Below are 15,241 nucleotides of genomic sequence, written 5' to 3'. Positions count from 1 at the left end.
CGTGAACTGATTTGTAACCCATGTGGGTGAGTCATACCGCGAGGATTTTTTGGTTCCTTTTTGATCCTTCAAAAAGGAACTCGCCGTAAGGGCGAAAAGGTGACTAAATGTCGACATCGCCTACGAATGAGCATGCAAAAATCAAAACAATCACCCCCGAACCCGAACCCGAACCCGAACCCGAACCCGAACCCGAACCCGAACTACCTCCGAAAAGCCCGAACAAAAACCCCAACAGCCTCCCGCACATGCGCCTCAGCCTCATCCCCACTCAGCGCCTGCGCACACCCCAGCAACAACCGATAATCCGGCGCCCCCTTCACCAGGCAGAAGAAATGCTCCGCCGCCCGCAACGGGTTGTCGATCCGCAGCAACCCCCGCTGGTCGACACAATGCAGCAGCGCCGCCATCCCGGCCATCACCCGCTTCGGCCCCGCCTCGTAGAAATACTGCCCAAACCCCGGATCCTGGCTACCCAGGGCAAAGATCAGGCGACTCAACTTGACCGCCTCGTCACTGCTGATCAGCGCCTGGAACCCCCGGGCAATGTTCAGCAGCACATCCTCCACCGCCACCCCTTCCGGATACTCGAACATCAAGTCAGGCAACTGGTTCTGGCAGGTGGACATGACCGCCGCGCCGAACAGCGTCTGCTTGTCGGTGAAATGACTATAGACAGTGAGCTTTGAAACACCTGCCGCCGCAGCGACCGCATCCATGCTGGTGTTGGCATAGCCAAGGCTGAGGAACAGGTGCTTGGCGGCTTCGAGGATGGCCTCGCGCTTGGCCAGGTCCTTGGGCCGGCCTGGGCCGATGGGTGCGTCGTTGGACATGAGGGACCGCATTCAGTGTGAAAGGGACACATCTTACCGGGTCGTGAAGGCGTCGGCTGCAGCATACGTCGCAAGGCTAATATGGATTTTCTCTGACACGCCCGCTTCCCCGGCCCGGTTCGCTGACTTAATATACTCGTCAGTATAAATATTCGATGCGCCCTCTGCCAAAGGTCATTCATCATGTTGCGTCGTGCGTTGTCCCTCGCCCTGCCGGCAGCCGCCGTGCTCCTGCTTTCCGCCTGCGGCCAGGAGGCCGCGCCACCTGCCGCGCCTCGTCCGGCACTGGTGGTCCAGCCGCAACCCGCGCAGGCCTCGGCCGACAGCTATCCGGGCGAGGTGCGCGCGCGCTTCGAGCCTGAACTGGCGTTCCGCATCGGCGGCAAGGTCAGCAAGCGCCTGGTGGAAGAGGGGCAGCGGGTCAAGGCCGAGCAGCCGCTGGCCGAACTCGATCCCCAGGACGTGCGCCTGCAACTGGAGGCCAATCGCGCCCAGCTGGCGGCGGCCGAGGCCAACCTGGCGCTGGTGCGCGCCGAGCGTGACCGCTACCAGAAACTGCTGGACCGGCAGATGGTCAGCCGCTCCCAGTTCGACAACGCCGAGAACCTCTACCGTGCCGGCCAGGCGCGGCTGAAGCAGGCCAAGGCCGAGTTCGAAGTGGCCGGCAACCAGGCCGAGTACGCAGTGCTGCGCGCGCCCCAGGCTGGGGTGATCGCCAAGCGCCAGGTCGAGGTGGGCCAGGTGGTGGCCGCCGGGCAGACTGTGTTCACCCTCGCCGCCGACGGTGAGCGCGAGGTGGCCATCGGCCTGCCCGAGCAGCAGTTCGCCCGCTTCGCCGTCGGCCAGACGGTGAGTGTGGAGCTGTGGTCGCATCCGAACCGACGCTTCGAGGGTCGCATTCGCGAGCTTTCCCCAGCGGCGGACCCGCGTTCGCGGACCTTTGCCGCACGCATCGCCTTCACCTCCAGCGACACCCCGGCCGAGCTTGGCCAGAGCGCTCGGGTGTTCATCGAGCATGCCGAACGCTCGCCGCTGGCGGTACCGCTCTCGGCGGTGACTGCCGAGGCCGGCCAGGCCTATGTCTGGAAGGTCGGCAAGGACAACCGCCTGGAACGCGCGCAGGTGCGCCTGGGCGCCTATGGCGCCGACAGCGTGCCGGTGCTCGAGGGGCTGCAGGCCGGCGACTGGGTGGTCGCCGCGGGCGGTCATGTGCTGCGTGAAGGGCAACAGGTGCGGCCTGTGGACCGCAGCAACCGTGAAGTGAACCTGGCGGCCAAGGAGTAAGTCCCGATGGGTTTCAACCTTTCCGCCTGGGCGCTGCGCAATCGCCAGATCGTGTTGTTCCTGATGATCCTGCTGGCGGCGATCGGCGCCATGTCCTACACCAAGCTGGGGCAGAGCGAGGATCCACCCTTCACCTTCAAGGCCATGGTCATCCGTACCCTGTGGCCCGGGGCGACCGCCGAGGAAGCGTCGCGCCAGGTCACCGAGCGTATTGAAAAGAAGCTGATGGAAACCGGCGAATACGAGCGGATCGTCTCGTTCTCGCGGCCCGGTGAGTCCCAGGTCACCTTCATGGCCCGCGACTCGATGCATTCCGCGGACATCCCCGAGCTGTGGTACCAGATCCGCAAGAAAGTCGCGGACATCAAGCACACCCTGCCGCCAGAGGCGCAGGGGCCGTTCTTCAACGACGAGTTCGGCACCACCTTCGGTAATATCTACGCCCTGACCGGAGCCGGCTTTGACTATGCGGTGCTCAAGGACTACGCCGACCGTATCCAGATCCAGCTGCAGCGGGTCAAGGACGTGGGCAAGGTCGAGCTGATCGGCCTGCAGGACGAGAAGGTCTGGATCGAGCTGTCCAACGTCAAGCTGGCCACCCTGGGCGTGTCGCTGGCCGCCGTGCAGCAGGCGCTGCGCGAGCAGAACGCGGTGAGTACCGCGGGCTTCTTCGAGACCGCAAGCGAGCGCCTGCAATTGCGGGTCAGCGGGCGCTTCGACAGCGTCGAGCAGATTCGCCAGTTCCCCATCCGCGTAGGTGACCGCACCTTCCGTATCGGCGACGTCGCCGACGTGCAGCGCGGCTTCAACGACCCACCCGCGCCGCGCATGCGCTTCATGGGCGAGGATGCCATCGGCCTGGCGGTGTCGATGAAGGACGGCGGTGACATCCTGGTGCTCGGCAAGGCCCTGGAGGCCGAGTTCGCCCGCCTGGCGCAGAGCCTGCCGGCGGGGATGGAGCTGCGCAAGGTGTCCGACCAGCCGGCGGCGGTGAAGGCCGGGGTCGGCGAGTTCGTGCAGGTGCTGATCGAGGCCCTGGCGATCGTCCTGCTGGTGAGCTTCTTCTCCTTGGGCCTGCGTACCGGCCTGGTGGTGGCGCTGGCGATTCCGCTGGTACTGGCCATGACCTTTGCCGCCATGCACTACTTCGGCATCGGCCTGCACAAGATCTCGCTGGGGGCGCTGGTACTGGCCCTGGGGCTGCTGGTGGACGACGCGATCATCGCGGTGGAGATGATGGCGATCAAGATGGAGCAGGGCTACGACCGGCTCAAGGCGGCGAGCTACGCCTGGACCAGCACGGCATTTCCGATGCTCACCGGCACCCTGATCACCGCCGCAGGTTTCCTGCCGATCGCCACGGCGGCCTCGAGCACGGGAGAATACACCCGCTCGATCTTCCAGGTGGTGACCATCGCCCTGCTGACCTCCTGGGTCGCCGCGGTGGTGTTCGTGCCCTACCTGGGCGAGCGCCTGTTGCCGGACCTGGCCAAGCTCCATGCGGCCCGCCACGGTACCGATGGGCATGCTCCCGACCCTTATGCCACACCGTTCTACCAGCGCGTCAGGCGGGTGGTGGAGTGGTGCGTGCGGCGGCGCAAGACGGTGATCGTACTGACCATCGCCGCGTTCGTCGGCAGCATCCTGCTGTTCCGTTTCGTGCCGCAGCAGTTCTTCCCGGCCTCCGGCCGGCCGGAGCTGATGGTCGACCTGAAACTGGCTGAAGGCGCTTCGCTGAACAACACCGCCGAACGGGTCAAGCAGCTGGAGGCGCTGCTCAAGCAGCAGGACGGCATCGCCAACTACGTCGCCTACGTCGGCACCGGCTCGCCGCGCTTCTACCTGCCGCTGGACCAGCAACTGCCGGCGGCGAGCTTTGCCCAGTTCGTGGTGCTGGCCAAGTCGCTGGAGGACCGTGAGCGTCTGCGCAGCTGGCTGATCGGCACCCTCGATCAGCAGTTCCCCGACCTGCGCTCGCGGGTCACGCGTCTGGAAAACGGCCCGCCCGTGGGCTATCCGGTGCAGTTCCGCGTCACCGGCGAGCACATCGAGAAGGTCCGCGCCCTGGCCCGCGAGGTGGCGGCCAAGGTGCGCGAGAACCCCCATGTGGTCAACGTGCACCTGGACTGGGAGGAGCCGAGCAAGGCGGTCTATCTGGATATTGACCAGGACCGTGCGCGCGCGCTGGGGGTGAGCACCGCGCACCTGTCGAGCTTCCTGCAGAGCTCGCTGACCGGCAGCAGCGTCAGCCAGTACCGCGAGGACAACGAACTGATCGAGATCCTTCTGCGCGGCACCCCGGAGGAGCGGCGCGAACTGGGTAACCTCGGCAGCCTGGCGGTGCCCACCGACAATGGCCAGAGTGTGGCCCTGTCGCAGGTGGCGACCCTGGAGTATGGCTTCGAGGAAGGCATCATCTGGCACCGCAACCGCCTGCCCACCGTTACCGTGCGCGCCGACATCTACGACAAGGAGCAGCCGGCGACCCTGGTCAAGCAGATCCAGCCGACCCTGGCCCAGATCAAGAGCGAGCTGCCCGATGGCTACCTGCTTGAAGTGGGCGGCACGGTGGAAGACTCCGAGCGTGGCCAGCGCTCGGTGAACGCCGGCATGCCCTTGTTCATCGTGGTGGTGCTGAGCCTGCTGATGATCCAGCTGCGCAGTTTCTCGCGGATGTTCATGGTGTTCCTCACCGCGCCTCTGGGGCTGATCGGCGTGACCCTGTTCCTGCTGGTGTTCCGCCAGCCGTTCGGTTTCGTCGCCATGCTCGGGACCATCGCCCTGGCGGGGATGATCATGCGCAACTCAGTGATCCTGGTAGACCAGATCGAACAGGATATCGCTGCGGGCATGGAGCGTTGGCAGGCGATCATCGAGGCCACGGTGCGGCGCTTCCGGCCGATCGTGCTGACCGCGCTGGCGGCGGTGCTGGCGATGATTCCGCTGTCGAGGAGCGTGTTCTACGGGCCGATGGCGGTGGCGATCATGGGCGGGTTGATCGTCGCCACGGTGTTGACCCTGCTGTTCCTGCCGGCGTTGTATGCGGCGTGGTTCAGGGTCAGGAAGGACTGACAACATCGCGGGTCAAGCCCGCTCCCACCGTGGGAGCGGGCTTGACCCGCGATCGGAACCGACGCCTCAGAGTGCGCCGAACACCTTCTTGGCCAGGCTGGTCGCGGCACCGGCCGGGTTCTGGCGAATGCTCTCTTCCTGCTTGGCGATCATCTCGAACAGCCCGTCCAGGGCTTTCTCGGTCACGTAGCTCTCGATGTTGGCGCTCTTGGCGTCGACCACGCCCAGGCCTGCGGCCTGTCCGGCGAAGTTGTTGTACTGCTGGGCCAGGCCGACCTTGTCGGTGGCCTGCTTGACGATCGGCAGGAACTTGGCGCGGATCTGCTCGCGGCTGCTCTTGTTCAGGTACTGGGTGGCCGAGTCCTGGCCGCCGCTGAGGATGCCCTTGGCATCGGTCACGGTCATCTTCTTCACCGCGTCCACCAGGATCGCCTGGGCTTGCGGCACCGCGGCCTCGGCGGCCTTGTTCATGCTGGTTTCCAGGGCTTCGACCTGTTCACCCTTGCCGAACATCTTCATGGCCTTGGCGGCCTTGCCGAGGTTGCCCGGCAGTTCGATGCGCACGTCGGGGTTGTTGCTGAAACCGCCGGGGGTGCTCAGTTGCTTGACGGCGATCTGCGCGCCTTGGGTGAGGGCGTCCTTCAGGCCGCCGGAGGCGTCGCTCTGGGACAGGTCACCCAGCGACAAGGCCAGGGCGCTGGCCGACAGCAGCAGGCCGGCGCACAGGGTGGTGAAGCGCAAGGAGGAGCGAATCATGGGGATTTCCTTATGGGCAGAATGGAGCAGGTTCAGCGTATCGGGTAGACCGGGATCGGGCCAGTTCACTCGACCGCCACAGGTTCCGGTGTTTCATCGCGGTGCAAGGCTACCTGGCGGATCGACAGGCGCAGCTCCGCCGACAGTACCCGCTTGGCCACGCCTTCGGCCAGTTCGGCGAGCTTGTCGTGGTAACCCAGCTTGCCATCGCCGTCCGGCTGCAGCACGCCTTCGCGCACCAGGGTCTGGATGAAGTGGCGGAACAGGGTCTTGTCGAAGAATTCCGGGGCGTTCAGGCCATGCAGGATCGACAGGCGCTGGGCCATCATCACGCACAGCTCCTCCAGCTCCTCGGCGCTCAGCGTGTGCTGGCCGCTGTTGAGCAGCAACGAGGTGGCCATGTAGAAGCGCTGCAGGGTCTGGGTGATGGTGCGCGCCAGCAGCGTCAGCAGGACGAACTGCCGCGAGCTGGGTGCTGGACGCATGTAGATGTCCTGCTCCCTGCGCAGCAGCCCCTGCTCGACCAGCGCTGTCAGCCACTGGTCGATCACCTCGTCCAGTTGCTCGGGCGTCCAGCGCAGGAACAGCTCGGCCTGCAGGTACGGATACAGCGCTCGTACGTACTGGCCCAGCAGATCGCGGCTCATGCGCGAGCTGCTGAGGAAGAAGCTCGCCAGCAGCCCCGGCAGGGCGAAGATGTGCAGCACGTTGTTGCGGTAGTAGGTCATCAGCACCGCGTTGGCTTCGTCCAGGTAGAGGATGCGGCCCAGCGCGTCCTTCTGCTCGGCCAGCAGGTCCATGCCCAGCACGTGGTCGATCAGCGCCTTGCCGTCACCTTCTGGCAGGGTGGTGTGCGGCGAGTAGGGCACCTGGCGCAGCAGGGCCAGGTACAGGTCGAGCACGCGGGTCAGGGCGCGCTCGTCCAGGGCCAGGCGGCTGGTCGACAGCAGGGCCAGGGCCACCAGGTTGACCGGGTTGATCGCCGCGGCTTCGTTCAGGTGACGGGCGACCGTCTCGCCCAGGCGGGTGGTGGTGTCGTTGAGCCAGTCCGGGCGGAACTGCGGGCCGAGCGGCTGATCGCGCCAGCCGGGTTGCTGTTCGTCGAGGAAGCTATTGAGGCGGATCGGTTCGCCAAAGTTGACGTAGACCTGGCCGAAGCGCTGCTTGAGCGCGCCGATGACCTTGAAGATGTCGAAGATCGATTCTTTCTTCTTGCTGGCGCCGCGTAGTTCGCCCAGGTAGGTGCGGCCTTCGAGTACCCGCTCGTAGCCGATGTACACCGGGACGAAGACGATCGGCGTGCGTGAGGAGCGCAGGAAGCTGCGCAGGGTGATCGCCAGCATGCCGGTGCGCGGCTGCAGCATGCGCCCGGTACGCGAACGGCCGCCCTCTACGAAGTACTCCACCGGAAAGCCCTTGGTGAATAGGGTGTGCAGGTACTCGTTGAACACCGCGGTGTACAGCGGGTTGCCCTTGAATGTGCGGCGCATGAAGAAGGCGCCGCCGCGGCGCAGCAGGCCGCCGATCACCGGCATGTTGAGGTTGATGCCGGCGGCGATGTGCGGCGGCGTCAGGCCATTGCGGAACAGCAGGTAGGACAGCAGCAGGTAGTCGATGTGGCTGCGGTGGCAGGGCACGTAGATCACCTCGTGGCCGGGGGCGATGCCCTGTACCTGCTCGATGTGGTTGACCTTGATGCCGTCGTAGATCTTGTTCCAGAACCAGCTGAGCACCACTTCGAGGAAGCGGATAGCGGTGTAGGTGTAGTCCGAGGCGATCTCGTTGCCGTAGTGCAGCGCCTTGGCTTCAGCCTTGGCGTAGGGGATCTTCTCGCGGTCGGCCTCGTCGCTGATGGCCTGGCGCACCAGCGGGTCGTGCACCAGGCCCTTGACCAGGTTGCGTCGGTGCGAGATGTCCGGGCCGATCACCGCGGTCTTCAGGTTGCGGAAATGCACGCGCATCATGCGCTGGGCCATGCGCACGGTGCGCTCATGGCCCTTGTTGTGCTGCACCAGTTCGCGCAGGTGGATCGGCGCGGAGAACTGCACCCGGGTCTTGCGCCCCAGGATCAGCACGCTGAGCAGGCGGCGCAGGCGGCCGGTGACGGCCCAGCTGTCGGCGAACAGCAGCTTCCACGGGCTCGACTCGCTGGCGGGGGTCTGGCCCCAGAACACGCTGACCGGAATGATCTGCGCGTCTTCCTCGGCGTGCTGGCTGATCGCCGCGACCAGGCGCTCCAGCGTCGGTGGCGCGCCGCGTTTGTCCTGGCGGCCGAGCCAGTCAGGCTCGGGGGTCAGGTAGAAGAACGCCGCGGGCTCCTGCAGCGGGCCGACGGCCACCGGCAATACCGGGCGTGGCAGCCCCGCCTTGGTGCACTCGTGGTCGATCACGGCCAGGTCGGTGAGCGACGGCGAGGAGAGGGCGTAGAACACCGGTCGGCTGCGGTCGAGCTTGAGCGTCAGCGAGGACTGGTTGATGGTTTCGGAGCGCACCCACAGGTAGAGAACGCGACGCAGGGCGCCGAAGATGAGGCGGCGCAGGGGAGAACGGGTCATGGGGTGGGGCCCTGGTGAAAGTTTTCGTGTTTTACAGCCCGTTAGTCTGCCGTATCTGCGTAAGTTCAGCAAAATTCGGCCAAAAATGACCCTGTCATGAATTTTTTTTGTTCCCTGTCATATACTCGGCCTGCCGCTTGCAGGATATTCGTGCAAGCTGCGTCGGCGCGGACGGTCAACCCGCGCCAGCAAGGCGATCTTCAAAATAAAAATCCGGAGTAGTTCAGATGTCGTCTCGTGAGACTGGGAATGTGAAGTGGTTCAACGATGCCAAGGGTTATGGCTTCATTCAGCGCGAAGGTGGTGCGGACGTGTTCGTCCACTATCGGGCTATCCGCGGTGAGGGGCATCGCACCCTGGTCGAAGGGCAGCAGGTCGAGTACGCCCTCGTGCAAGGCCAGAAAGGCCTGCAGGCCGAGGACGTGGTAGGGCTCTGAGCCTCGCGGCTGTACGCTCAAGCTGCAAGTTGACCGTGGAACTTGCAGCCTGATGCGAACGCCTTCAGCTCGTGCGCCAGGTGATTTCCTGTTCACCGTCGGCGCTGATGCGGATCCAGCGATCGGCATCTTCTTCCCCGTCTTCCTCTGTCCAGCTGCCTGGCGCGCAACGCACTTCGACGTTGAGCGCGGCGAATGCCGCGCGGGCGCAGGCGATGTCGTCGGCCCACGGGGTCTGGTCGCTTTCCAGGTACAGGCTGTTCCATTTCCCCACAGCCTTCGGTAACCAGGTGACCGGAATGTTACCGGCCGTGCACTTGAAGGTCTGGCCTTTCTGCTTCCATTCGCTGCACGGGCCCAGGGCCTGGGCGAGCCAGTCGGCGATCTGCTTGTGATCGACGTCGTCGTCCTTGAGGTAGATCTCGATATCGGGTTGACGCATGGGGGGCTCCAGTGTGCTCAGTCTTGGCGCACGAAATAGTCATAACGCATGGAAACGGTGACCTCGAAGGGTTCTGGCTGGTCGATCACCCGCGCGCGCTTCTCGGCGCTGGCGCGCCAGCCGTGCGGGGTCATGGCCAGCAGGTCGGCGCGGGCCTTGGCGTCGGCCAGGCTCAGGCGGAACTCGAGGATCTCGCCGTGGGCGTGGTCCATGCCTTCGGGAACCAGGGCCAGGTGCTTGTCGTCGGCGTAAGGGCGCACTTCATCGTAGAGCACCTCACGCAACTCCATCAGGTGGCCGCTGGTCGGGCCGACCCGCATCAGGCCGCCGCCGGGCGCCAGCAGGCGTTTGGCCTCCTGCCAGTCGAGCGGGCTGAACACGCTGGCGATGAAACCGCAGCTGGCATCGGCCATGGGCACGCGGGCCATGCTGGCGACCATCCAGGTCACCTCGGGGGCGCGGCGGCAGGCGCGCTTGACCGCCTCGCGGGAGATATCCAGGGCGTAGCCGTCGGCCGCCGGCAGGGCCTGGGCGATCTGCGCGGTGTAGTAACCTTCGCCGCAGCCGATGTCCAGCCAGGCCTGTGGCTGGCGCTCGGCGGCCAGTTGCGCCAGGCGCTGGGCCACCGGGGCGTAGTGGCCAGCGTCGAGGAAATCGCGGCGGGCTTCGACCATGGCCTGGTTGTCGCCCGGATCGCGGCTGTTCTTGTGCTGCACCGGCAGCAGGTTCAGGTAGCCCTGGCGGGCGCGGTCGAAACGGTGGCCGGCGGGGCAGGCCACGCCGTTGTCGAGTCGCGCCAGGGGCGCCTGGCAGAGAGGGCAGGCGAGCATCAGGCGAGCAACCGCACCAGGGTCTGGTAGTAGATCTCGGTCAGCAGGTCGAGGTCGCTGGCCAGGATGCGTTCGTCCACCTGGTGGATGGTGGCGTTGACCGGGCCGAGCTCGACCACCTGGGTGCCCATGGTGGCGATGAAGCGGCCGTCGGAGGTGCCGCCGCTGGTCGATGGACGGGTCTCGCGACCGGTGACCGCCTTGATGCTCGACGACACCGCATCGAGCAGCTCGCCCGGCTCGGTGAGGAACGGCAGGCCCGACAGCGCCCAGTCGATGCTCCATTCCAGCTGATGCTTGTCGAGGATCGCCGCGACGCGCTGCTGCAGGCCCTCGACCGTCGATTCGGTAGAGAAACGGAAGTTGAACAGCGCGGTCAGCTCGCCCGGGACCACGTTGGTGGCGCCGGTGCCGGAGTTGAGGTTGGAGATCTGGAAGCTGGTCGGCGGGAAGAACGCGTTGCCTTCGTCCCAGTGCTCGGCGGCCAGTTCCGCCAGGGCCGGCGCGGCCAGGTGGATCGGGTTGCGCGCCAGGTGCGGGTAGGCCACGTGGCCCTGCTTGCCGCGCACGGTCAGCTTGGCGCCAAGCGAGCCGCGACGGCCGTTCTTGACCACGTCACCGAGCAGGGTGGTGCTGGACGGTTCGCCGACGATGCACCAGTCCAGGCGTTCGTTGCGGGCCTTGAGGCGCTCGACCACGGCCTTGGTGCCATGGTGGGCCGGGCCTTCCTCGTCGCTGGTGATCAGGAAGGCGACCTTGCCGCGGTGGTTCGGGTAGTCGTGCACGAAGCGCTCGCTGGCCACCACCATGGATGCCAGGCTGCCCTTCATGTCGGCGGCGCCACGCCCGCAGAGCATGCCGTCGGCATCGATCAGTGCCTCGAACGGCTCATGCTGCCATTGCTGCACCGGGCCGGTGGGGACCACGTCGGTGTGGCCGGCGAAGCACAGCACCGGGCCATCCTGGGTGCCATGGCTGGCCCAGAAGTTGTCGACGTCCTCGATGCGCATCGGCTCGAGCTGGAAGCCGACGGCGCCCAGGCGGTTCATCATCTGGGTCTGGCAGTCGGCATCGACCGGGGTGACCGAGGGGCGACGGATCAGGTCGCAGGCCAGTTGCAGGGTAGGCGAGAGCTCGGCTGGGGCCGTCATTGAGGGACTCCGGGGCAAGGCAAGGCGGGGAAACTGAGGGGCGTTATCTTATATCAAACCATGGTGGAATGGGGCCGCGTTGCGGCCCTTTCGCGGCACAAGGCCGCTCCTACAGAGACTGCGCTGCCTGTGTAGGAGCGGCCTTGTGTCGCGAAAGGGGCGCAACGCGCCCCCGGCGATCTCAAGCCTGTTGTGGCTCTGCAACCTTCTCGGCGGGCTTGGGCAACGACGACAGCAACGCCATCACCAGCGCCGCCAGGTACGGCAGCGACTGCACCAGCAGCATCGCCACCCAGAAACGCATGTCCGAACTTGGCAGCCCCTGCACCAGGTAGATCCCCAGCGCCGCGCCCCACAGCAACAACATGATGAACAGCTCTTCGCGGGCCTCGGAAATCGCCACCAGCAGCCCATGGCTGTCGGCGTTCTTCGGCGTGCGGAAGAACGGCATGCTGCTGGTGAAGAAACCGTACAGCACCGCCTTGGCGATGGTGTGCGACAGCGCCAGCCCCGCCAGCGCGGCGGCGAAGGCGTCCTTCATGTTGACTCCCACCGCGCGGCGGTAGAGGAAGACGATCTTGCCGACCTTGAAGAAGAACAGCGCCAGCGGCGGGATGGCGAACATCATCAGCGGCGGGTCGACCCGGTGCGGCACGATGATCATCGCCGCCGACCACAGCAGCGCGCCGACGGTGAAGAAGATGTTCATGCCGTCGGCGATCCACGGCAGCCAGCCGGCCAGGAAGTGGTAGCGCTGGCCACGGGTCAGCTCGCTGCCCTTGCCACGCAGCAGGGCGCCGGCGTGGTGCTTGATGATCTGGATGGCGCCATAGGCCCAGCGGAAGCGCTGCTTCTTGAAGTCGATGAAGGTGTCGGGCATCAGGCCCTTGCCGTAGCTGTTGTGGGCGTAGGCCGCCGACAGGCCCTTCTCGAACACGCGCAGGCCCAGCTCGGCGTCCTCGCAGATGCACCACTCGGCCCAGCCCAGTTCCTCGAGCACGCTGCGCCTGGTCATGGTCATGGTGCCGTGCTGGATGATCGCGTCACGGTCGTTGCGGGTGACCATGCCGATATGGAAGAAGCCCTTGTATTCGCTGTAGCACAGCTTCTTGAAGGCGCTCTCGTGCTGGTCGCGGTAGTCCTGGGGCGACTGCACCACGGCGATCTTCGGATCGGCGAAGTGCGGCACCATGTGCTTGAGCCAGTTGCGATCGACACAGTAGTCGGAGTCGATCACCGCGATCACCTCGGCGTCTTTGGCCGTGTGCGGGATCAGGTAGTTCAGCGCGCCGCCCTTGAAGCCGGCCAAGGGGGCTACGTGGAAGAACCTGAAGCGCTCGCCGAGCTTCTCGCAGTGGGCCTTGAGCGGCTCCCACACGGCCGGATCCTTGGTGTTGTTGTCGATCACCAGCACTTCGTAGTCCGGGTAATCCAGCGCGGCGAGGGCATCGAGGGTCTGCTTCACCATCTCCGGCGGTTCGTTGTAGCACGGCACATGTACCGAGACCTTGGGCCGATAGGCGCTATCGCCCTGCACCGGCAAGAACTCCCGCCGCCGCTTGTGAATCCACACCGCCTCGGCCAGTTCGTGGGCCTCGGTCAGCAGCACGATGAACACCCCGAGGGCGCCCAGCGCCAGCAGCACGCCCACGGTGAGGCTGAACCAGGTGCTGTACTGCTGGCTGTAGTCGTAGGCGATCCACACCAGCACCGACCCGCACAGGAAGGTGATGAAGGTGAGGAAGGTACGCCCGCGCTGGCGCAGTGCCGAACCGTCGATCAGCAGGATGGCCAGGGCGATCATCGCCAGCACCACCGAGGCCACGGCCAGGGCGCGCCACTGCGGGATCGCCACGATCGGGCCTTCGAAGTTGAATTTCTGCTGGCGCTCGGCGTTGTACACGCCCCAGTAGGCGCCCACCGAGCCTTCGTCGCTGGCCTTCCACGGCTGGTCATAGGCTTCGATGACGAAATAGTTGTAGCCGCGGCGGTTGAGGGTGTTGACCAGGGTACGCAGGTAGATGGCCTGGTCGGCCTGGGTGGCGTCGGCGCCGCCGCGCATGCGGCCATTACTTGGCCAGCCGACCTCCGAGAGCAGCAGCGGCTTGCGCGGGAACTGCTTGCGCAGCTCGCGGGCGCGGTCGAGGACGAACTGCACCGAGTCCTTCATGGGCACGAATTCCCAGTAGGGCAGGATGTGCGCGGCGACCAGGTCGACGTGTTTCGCCAGCTCCGGGTGCTCCTTCCAGATGTGCCACTGCTCACTGGTGGTCACCGGCACCTTGACCGCGGCACGGACCCGGTCCAGGTAACCGATCAGTTGCTCGGCGGTGACTTCCTCGCGGAACAGCGCCTCGTTGCCGACCACCACCCGCACCACGCTGCGCGAAGTGTTGGCCAGGCCGATGGCCTTTTCGATCTCCCGCTCGTTGCGTTCCTGGTCGTTGCTGATCCAGATCCCCAGGGTGACGCGCAGGCCAAGCTCTTCGGCCAGGCGCGGGACCTCGGCCTGGGTACCCTCGACGGTATAGATACGGATGTTGTCGGTCAGCTTGTTCAGTTGCTCGAGGTCCTGGCGGATCTCGTCCTCGCTGGGGTACTGGCCCTTCTGCGGGCTCTGGCCGAGACGGAAGGGCGAGTAGGAGAAACCGGAAATCTGTTCCGGCCAGGCGGGGGCGGATACCGGGCGGTTGATCAAGGCCCAGAACCCGGTGAACAGCGCGGCGATGGCCAGGACCACCACCAGGTTGAGACCGAATTTGCGTGATGACATAGGTGTTAGAGGTTCCGAAGAGGGGAGCGAGGCGTCGCCGCTGGGGCGTGGGTCCTACGGATTCCGGGGAAGGTAATCCGTTGGATTGTCGACAGAGGATGTAGTTCTCGGTCCGCCTGGCTGTCGTCCAGATATAGTTGCTTGATAGGACATTAAAGCAGGCATGGCAGGAATTTTTCCAACCCGTGGCCGCTCTGGCACGCCCAGGTGGCGTGATCGGGCCGTGCGCTATGCCCGCGAACCCATGGCTTGGCCTATAATGCGCGCCGGTTTTTTCGGGGTATCAGCATGAGCACAGAAGATCCACGCTTCGCCGGCGTCGCCCGGCTCTACGGCGACGACGGCCTGCAGCGCCTGAGTCAGGCCCACGTGGCCATCGTCGGTATCGGCGGGGTCGGTTCGTGGGCGGCCGAGGCCCTGGCCCGCAGCGGCGTGGGCGAGATCAGCCTGTTCGACCTGGACGATGTCTGTGTGAGCAACACCAACCGTCAGGCCCATGCCCTCGAAGGCCAGGTCGGTCGGGCCAAGGTCGAGGTGATGGCCGAGCGCCTGCGGGCAATCAACCCGGCGTGCACGGTGCACGCGGTGGCCGATTTCGTCACCCGCGAGACCATGGCCGAGTACATTACCGAGCGGATGGACTGCGTGATCGACTGCATCGACAGCGTGATGGCCAAGGCGGCGCTGATCGCCTGGTGCCGCCGTCGCAAGATCGCCATCGTCACCACCGGTGGTGCCGGCGGGCAGATCGACCCGACCCAGATCCAGATCGGCGACCTCAACAAGACCTTCAACGACCCGTTGGCTTCACGGGTGCGCTCGACCCTGCGCCGCGACTACAACTTCTCGCGCAACACCAGCCGCAACTATGGCGTGCCGTGCGTGTTCTCCAGCGAACAGCTGCGCTACCCCAAGGGGGATGGCAGCGTGTGCCTGCAGAAGAGCTTTGTCGGTGAAGGCGTGCGCCTGGACTGCGCCGGTGGATTCGGCGCGGTGATGATGGTGACCGCGACCTTCGGCATGGTCGCGGCGAGCAAGGCCGTGGAGAAACTGGTGGCCGGCGCGCGGCGGCCCTCTGAGCGGATCAAGGTCGAATAGGTTATCGCGG

At 65.6% G+C, this 15,241-nt stretch carries 11 protein-coding genes; 4 read left to right on the top strand and 7 right to left on the bottom strand.

Annotated features, from left to right (window positions below; translation table 11 throughout):
* Positions 1–203: 203 nt before the first annotated feature.
* On the bottom strand, positions 204–845 hold the full coding sequence (locus HU735_RS18580; protein WP_050704392.1) for a TetR/AcrR family transcriptional regulator: 642 nt from the start codon (positions 843–845) through the stop codon (positions 204–206).
* Between the two features lie 171 nt (positions 846–1,016).
* Between HU735_RS18580 and HU735_RS18575 the strand changes: the two genes are divergently transcribed.
* Both HU735_RS18575 and HU735_RS18570 read left to right on the top strand, forming a co-directional pair.
* The gene (locus HU735_RS18575) at positions 1,017–2,117 is read left to right on the top strand and encodes an efflux RND transporter periplasmic adaptor subunit (protein ID WP_186714695.1); all 1,101 of its coding nucleotides are present in this window, start codon (positions 1,017–1,019) and stop codon (positions 2,115–2,117) included.
* A 6-nt stretch (positions 2,118–2,123) separates the two neighbouring features.
* Positions 2,124–5,189 carry an efflux RND transporter permease subunit gene (locus tag HU735_RS18570; RefSeq protein WP_186714694.1) on the top strand — a complete coding sequence of 1,022 codons (3,066 nt, stop codon included), beginning with the start codon at positions 2,124–2,126 and terminating at the stop codon, positions 5,187–5,189.
* Between the two features lie 66 nt (positions 5,190–5,255).
* Here HU735_RS18570 and HU735_RS18565 read toward each other — a convergent pair whose 3' ends face one another.
* Together HU735_RS18565 and plsB are read right to left on the bottom strand one after the other, a co-directional pair.
* On the bottom strand, positions 5,256–5,945 hold the full coding sequence (locus tag HU735_RS18565) for a DUF4197 domain-containing protein (RefSeq protein ID WP_050704395.1): 690 nt from the start codon (positions 5,943–5,945) through the stop codon (positions 5,256–5,258).
* 65 nt (positions 5,946–6,010) lie between these two features.
* Positions 6,011–8,500, bottom strand: coding sequence for a glycerol-3-phosphate 1-O-acyltransferase PlsB (plsB, locus tag HU735_RS18560; RefSeq protein WP_186714693.1), 2,490 nt, complete (start codon positions 8,498–8,500; stop codon positions 6,011–6,013).
* Between the two features lie 227 nt (positions 8,501–8,727).
* Here plsB and HU735_RS18555 point away from each other — a divergent pair, with 227 nt between their 5' ends.
* The gene (locus HU735_RS18555) at positions 8,728–8,937 is read left to right on the top strand and encodes a cold-shock protein (protein WP_011535295.1); all 210 of its coding nucleotides are present in this window, start codon (positions 8,728–8,730) and stop codon (positions 8,935–8,937) included.
* A 64-nt stretch (positions 8,938–9,001) separates the two neighbouring features.
* Here the strand turns inward: HU735_RS18555 and HU735_RS18550 are convergent, their stop codons facing one another.
* From HU735_RS18550 to HU735_RS18535, 4 genes are all read right to left on the bottom strand, one after another.
* Entirely contained in the window at positions 9,002–9,379 is a 378-nt protein-coding gene (locus HU735_RS18550; protein WP_186714692.1) for a hypothetical protein, read from the bottom strand.
* Positions 9,380–9,396: 17 nt separating this feature from the next.
* Complete coding sequence (locus HU735_RS18545; RefSeq protein ID WP_186714691.1) at positions 9,397–10,209, bottom strand: putative RNA methyltransferase; 813 nt, start codon at positions 10,207–10,209, stop codon at positions 9,397–9,399.
* The gene (gene dapE, locus HU735_RS18540; RefSeq protein WP_186714690.1) at positions 10,209–11,360 is read right to left on the bottom strand and encodes a succinyl-diaminopimelate desuccinylase; all 1,152 of its coding nucleotides are present in this window, start codon (positions 11,358–11,360) and stop codon (positions 10,209–10,211) included. Before dapE ends, HU735_RS18545 begins: the two co-directional genes overlap by 1 nt.
* 181 nt (positions 11,361–11,541) lie before the next feature.
* Entirely contained in the window at positions 11,542–14,133 is a 2,592-nt protein-coding gene (locus HU735_RS18535; RefSeq protein ID WP_186714689.1) for a glycosyltransferase, read from the bottom strand.
* A gap of 288 nt (positions 14,134–14,421) precedes the next feature.
* Here HU735_RS18535 and tcdA point away from each other — a divergent pair, with 288 nt between their 5' ends.
* Entirely contained in the window at positions 14,422–15,231 is an 810-nt protein-coding gene (gene tcdA, locus HU735_RS18530; protein WP_186714688.1) for a tRNA cyclic N6-threonylcarbamoyladenosine(37) synthase TcdA, read from the top strand.
* The last annotated feature ends 10 nt before the right edge of the window (positions 15,232–15,241 follow it).

This window comes from Pseudomonas sp. BW16M2, from assembly GCF_014268865.1.
In the GTDB taxonomy this organism is placed as follows: domain Bacteria; phylum Pseudomonadota; class Gammaproteobacteria; order Pseudomonadales; family Pseudomonadaceae; genus Aquipseudomonas; species Aquipseudomonas peradeniyensis.
This window is presented reverse-complemented; position numbering and strand designations above follow the sequence as displayed.

Coding starts and splice junctions, on each gene's coding strand:
- HU735_RS18575 (WP_186714695.1), top strand. CDS start 1,017: ATGTTGCGTCGTGCGTTGTCCCTCGCCCTGCCGGCAGCCGCCGTGCTC.
- HU735_RS18565 (WP_050704395.1), bottom strand. CDS start 5,945: ATGATTCGCTCCTCCTTGCGCTTCACCACCCTGTGCGCCGGCCTGCTG.
- HU735_RS18535 (WP_186714689.1), bottom strand. CDS start 14,133: ATGTCATCACGCAAATTCGGTCTCAACCTGGTGGTGGTCCTGGCCATC.
- dapE (WP_186714690.1), bottom strand. CDS start 11,360: ATGACGGCCCCAGCCGAGCTCTCGCCTACCCTGCAACTGGCCTGCGAC.
- HU735_RS18545 (WP_186714691.1), bottom strand. CDS start 10,209: ATGCTCGCCTGCCCTCTCTGCCAGGCGCCCCTGGCGCGACTCGACAAC.
- plsB (WP_186714693.1), bottom strand. CDS start 8,500: ATGACCCGTTCTCCCCTGCGCCGCCTCATCTTCGGCGCCCTGCGTCGC.
- HU735_RS18570 (WP_186714694.1), top strand. CDS start 2,124: ATGGGTTTCAACCTTTCCGCCTGGGCGCTGCGCAATCGCCAGATCGTG.
- HU735_RS18555 (WP_011535295.1), top strand. CDS start 8,728: ATGTCGTCTCGTGAGACTGGGAATGTGAAGTGGTTCAACGATGCCAAG.
- tcdA (WP_186714688.1), top strand. CDS start 14,422: ATGAGCACAGAAGATCCACGCTTCGCCGGCGTCGCCCGGCTCTACGGC.
- HU735_RS18550 (WP_186714692.1), bottom strand. CDS start 9,379: ATGCGTCAACCCGATATCGAGATCTACCTCAAGGACGACGACGTCGAT.
- HU735_RS18580 (WP_050704392.1), bottom strand. CDS start 845: ATGCGGTCCCTCATGTCCAACGACGCACCCATCGGCCCAGGCCGGCCC.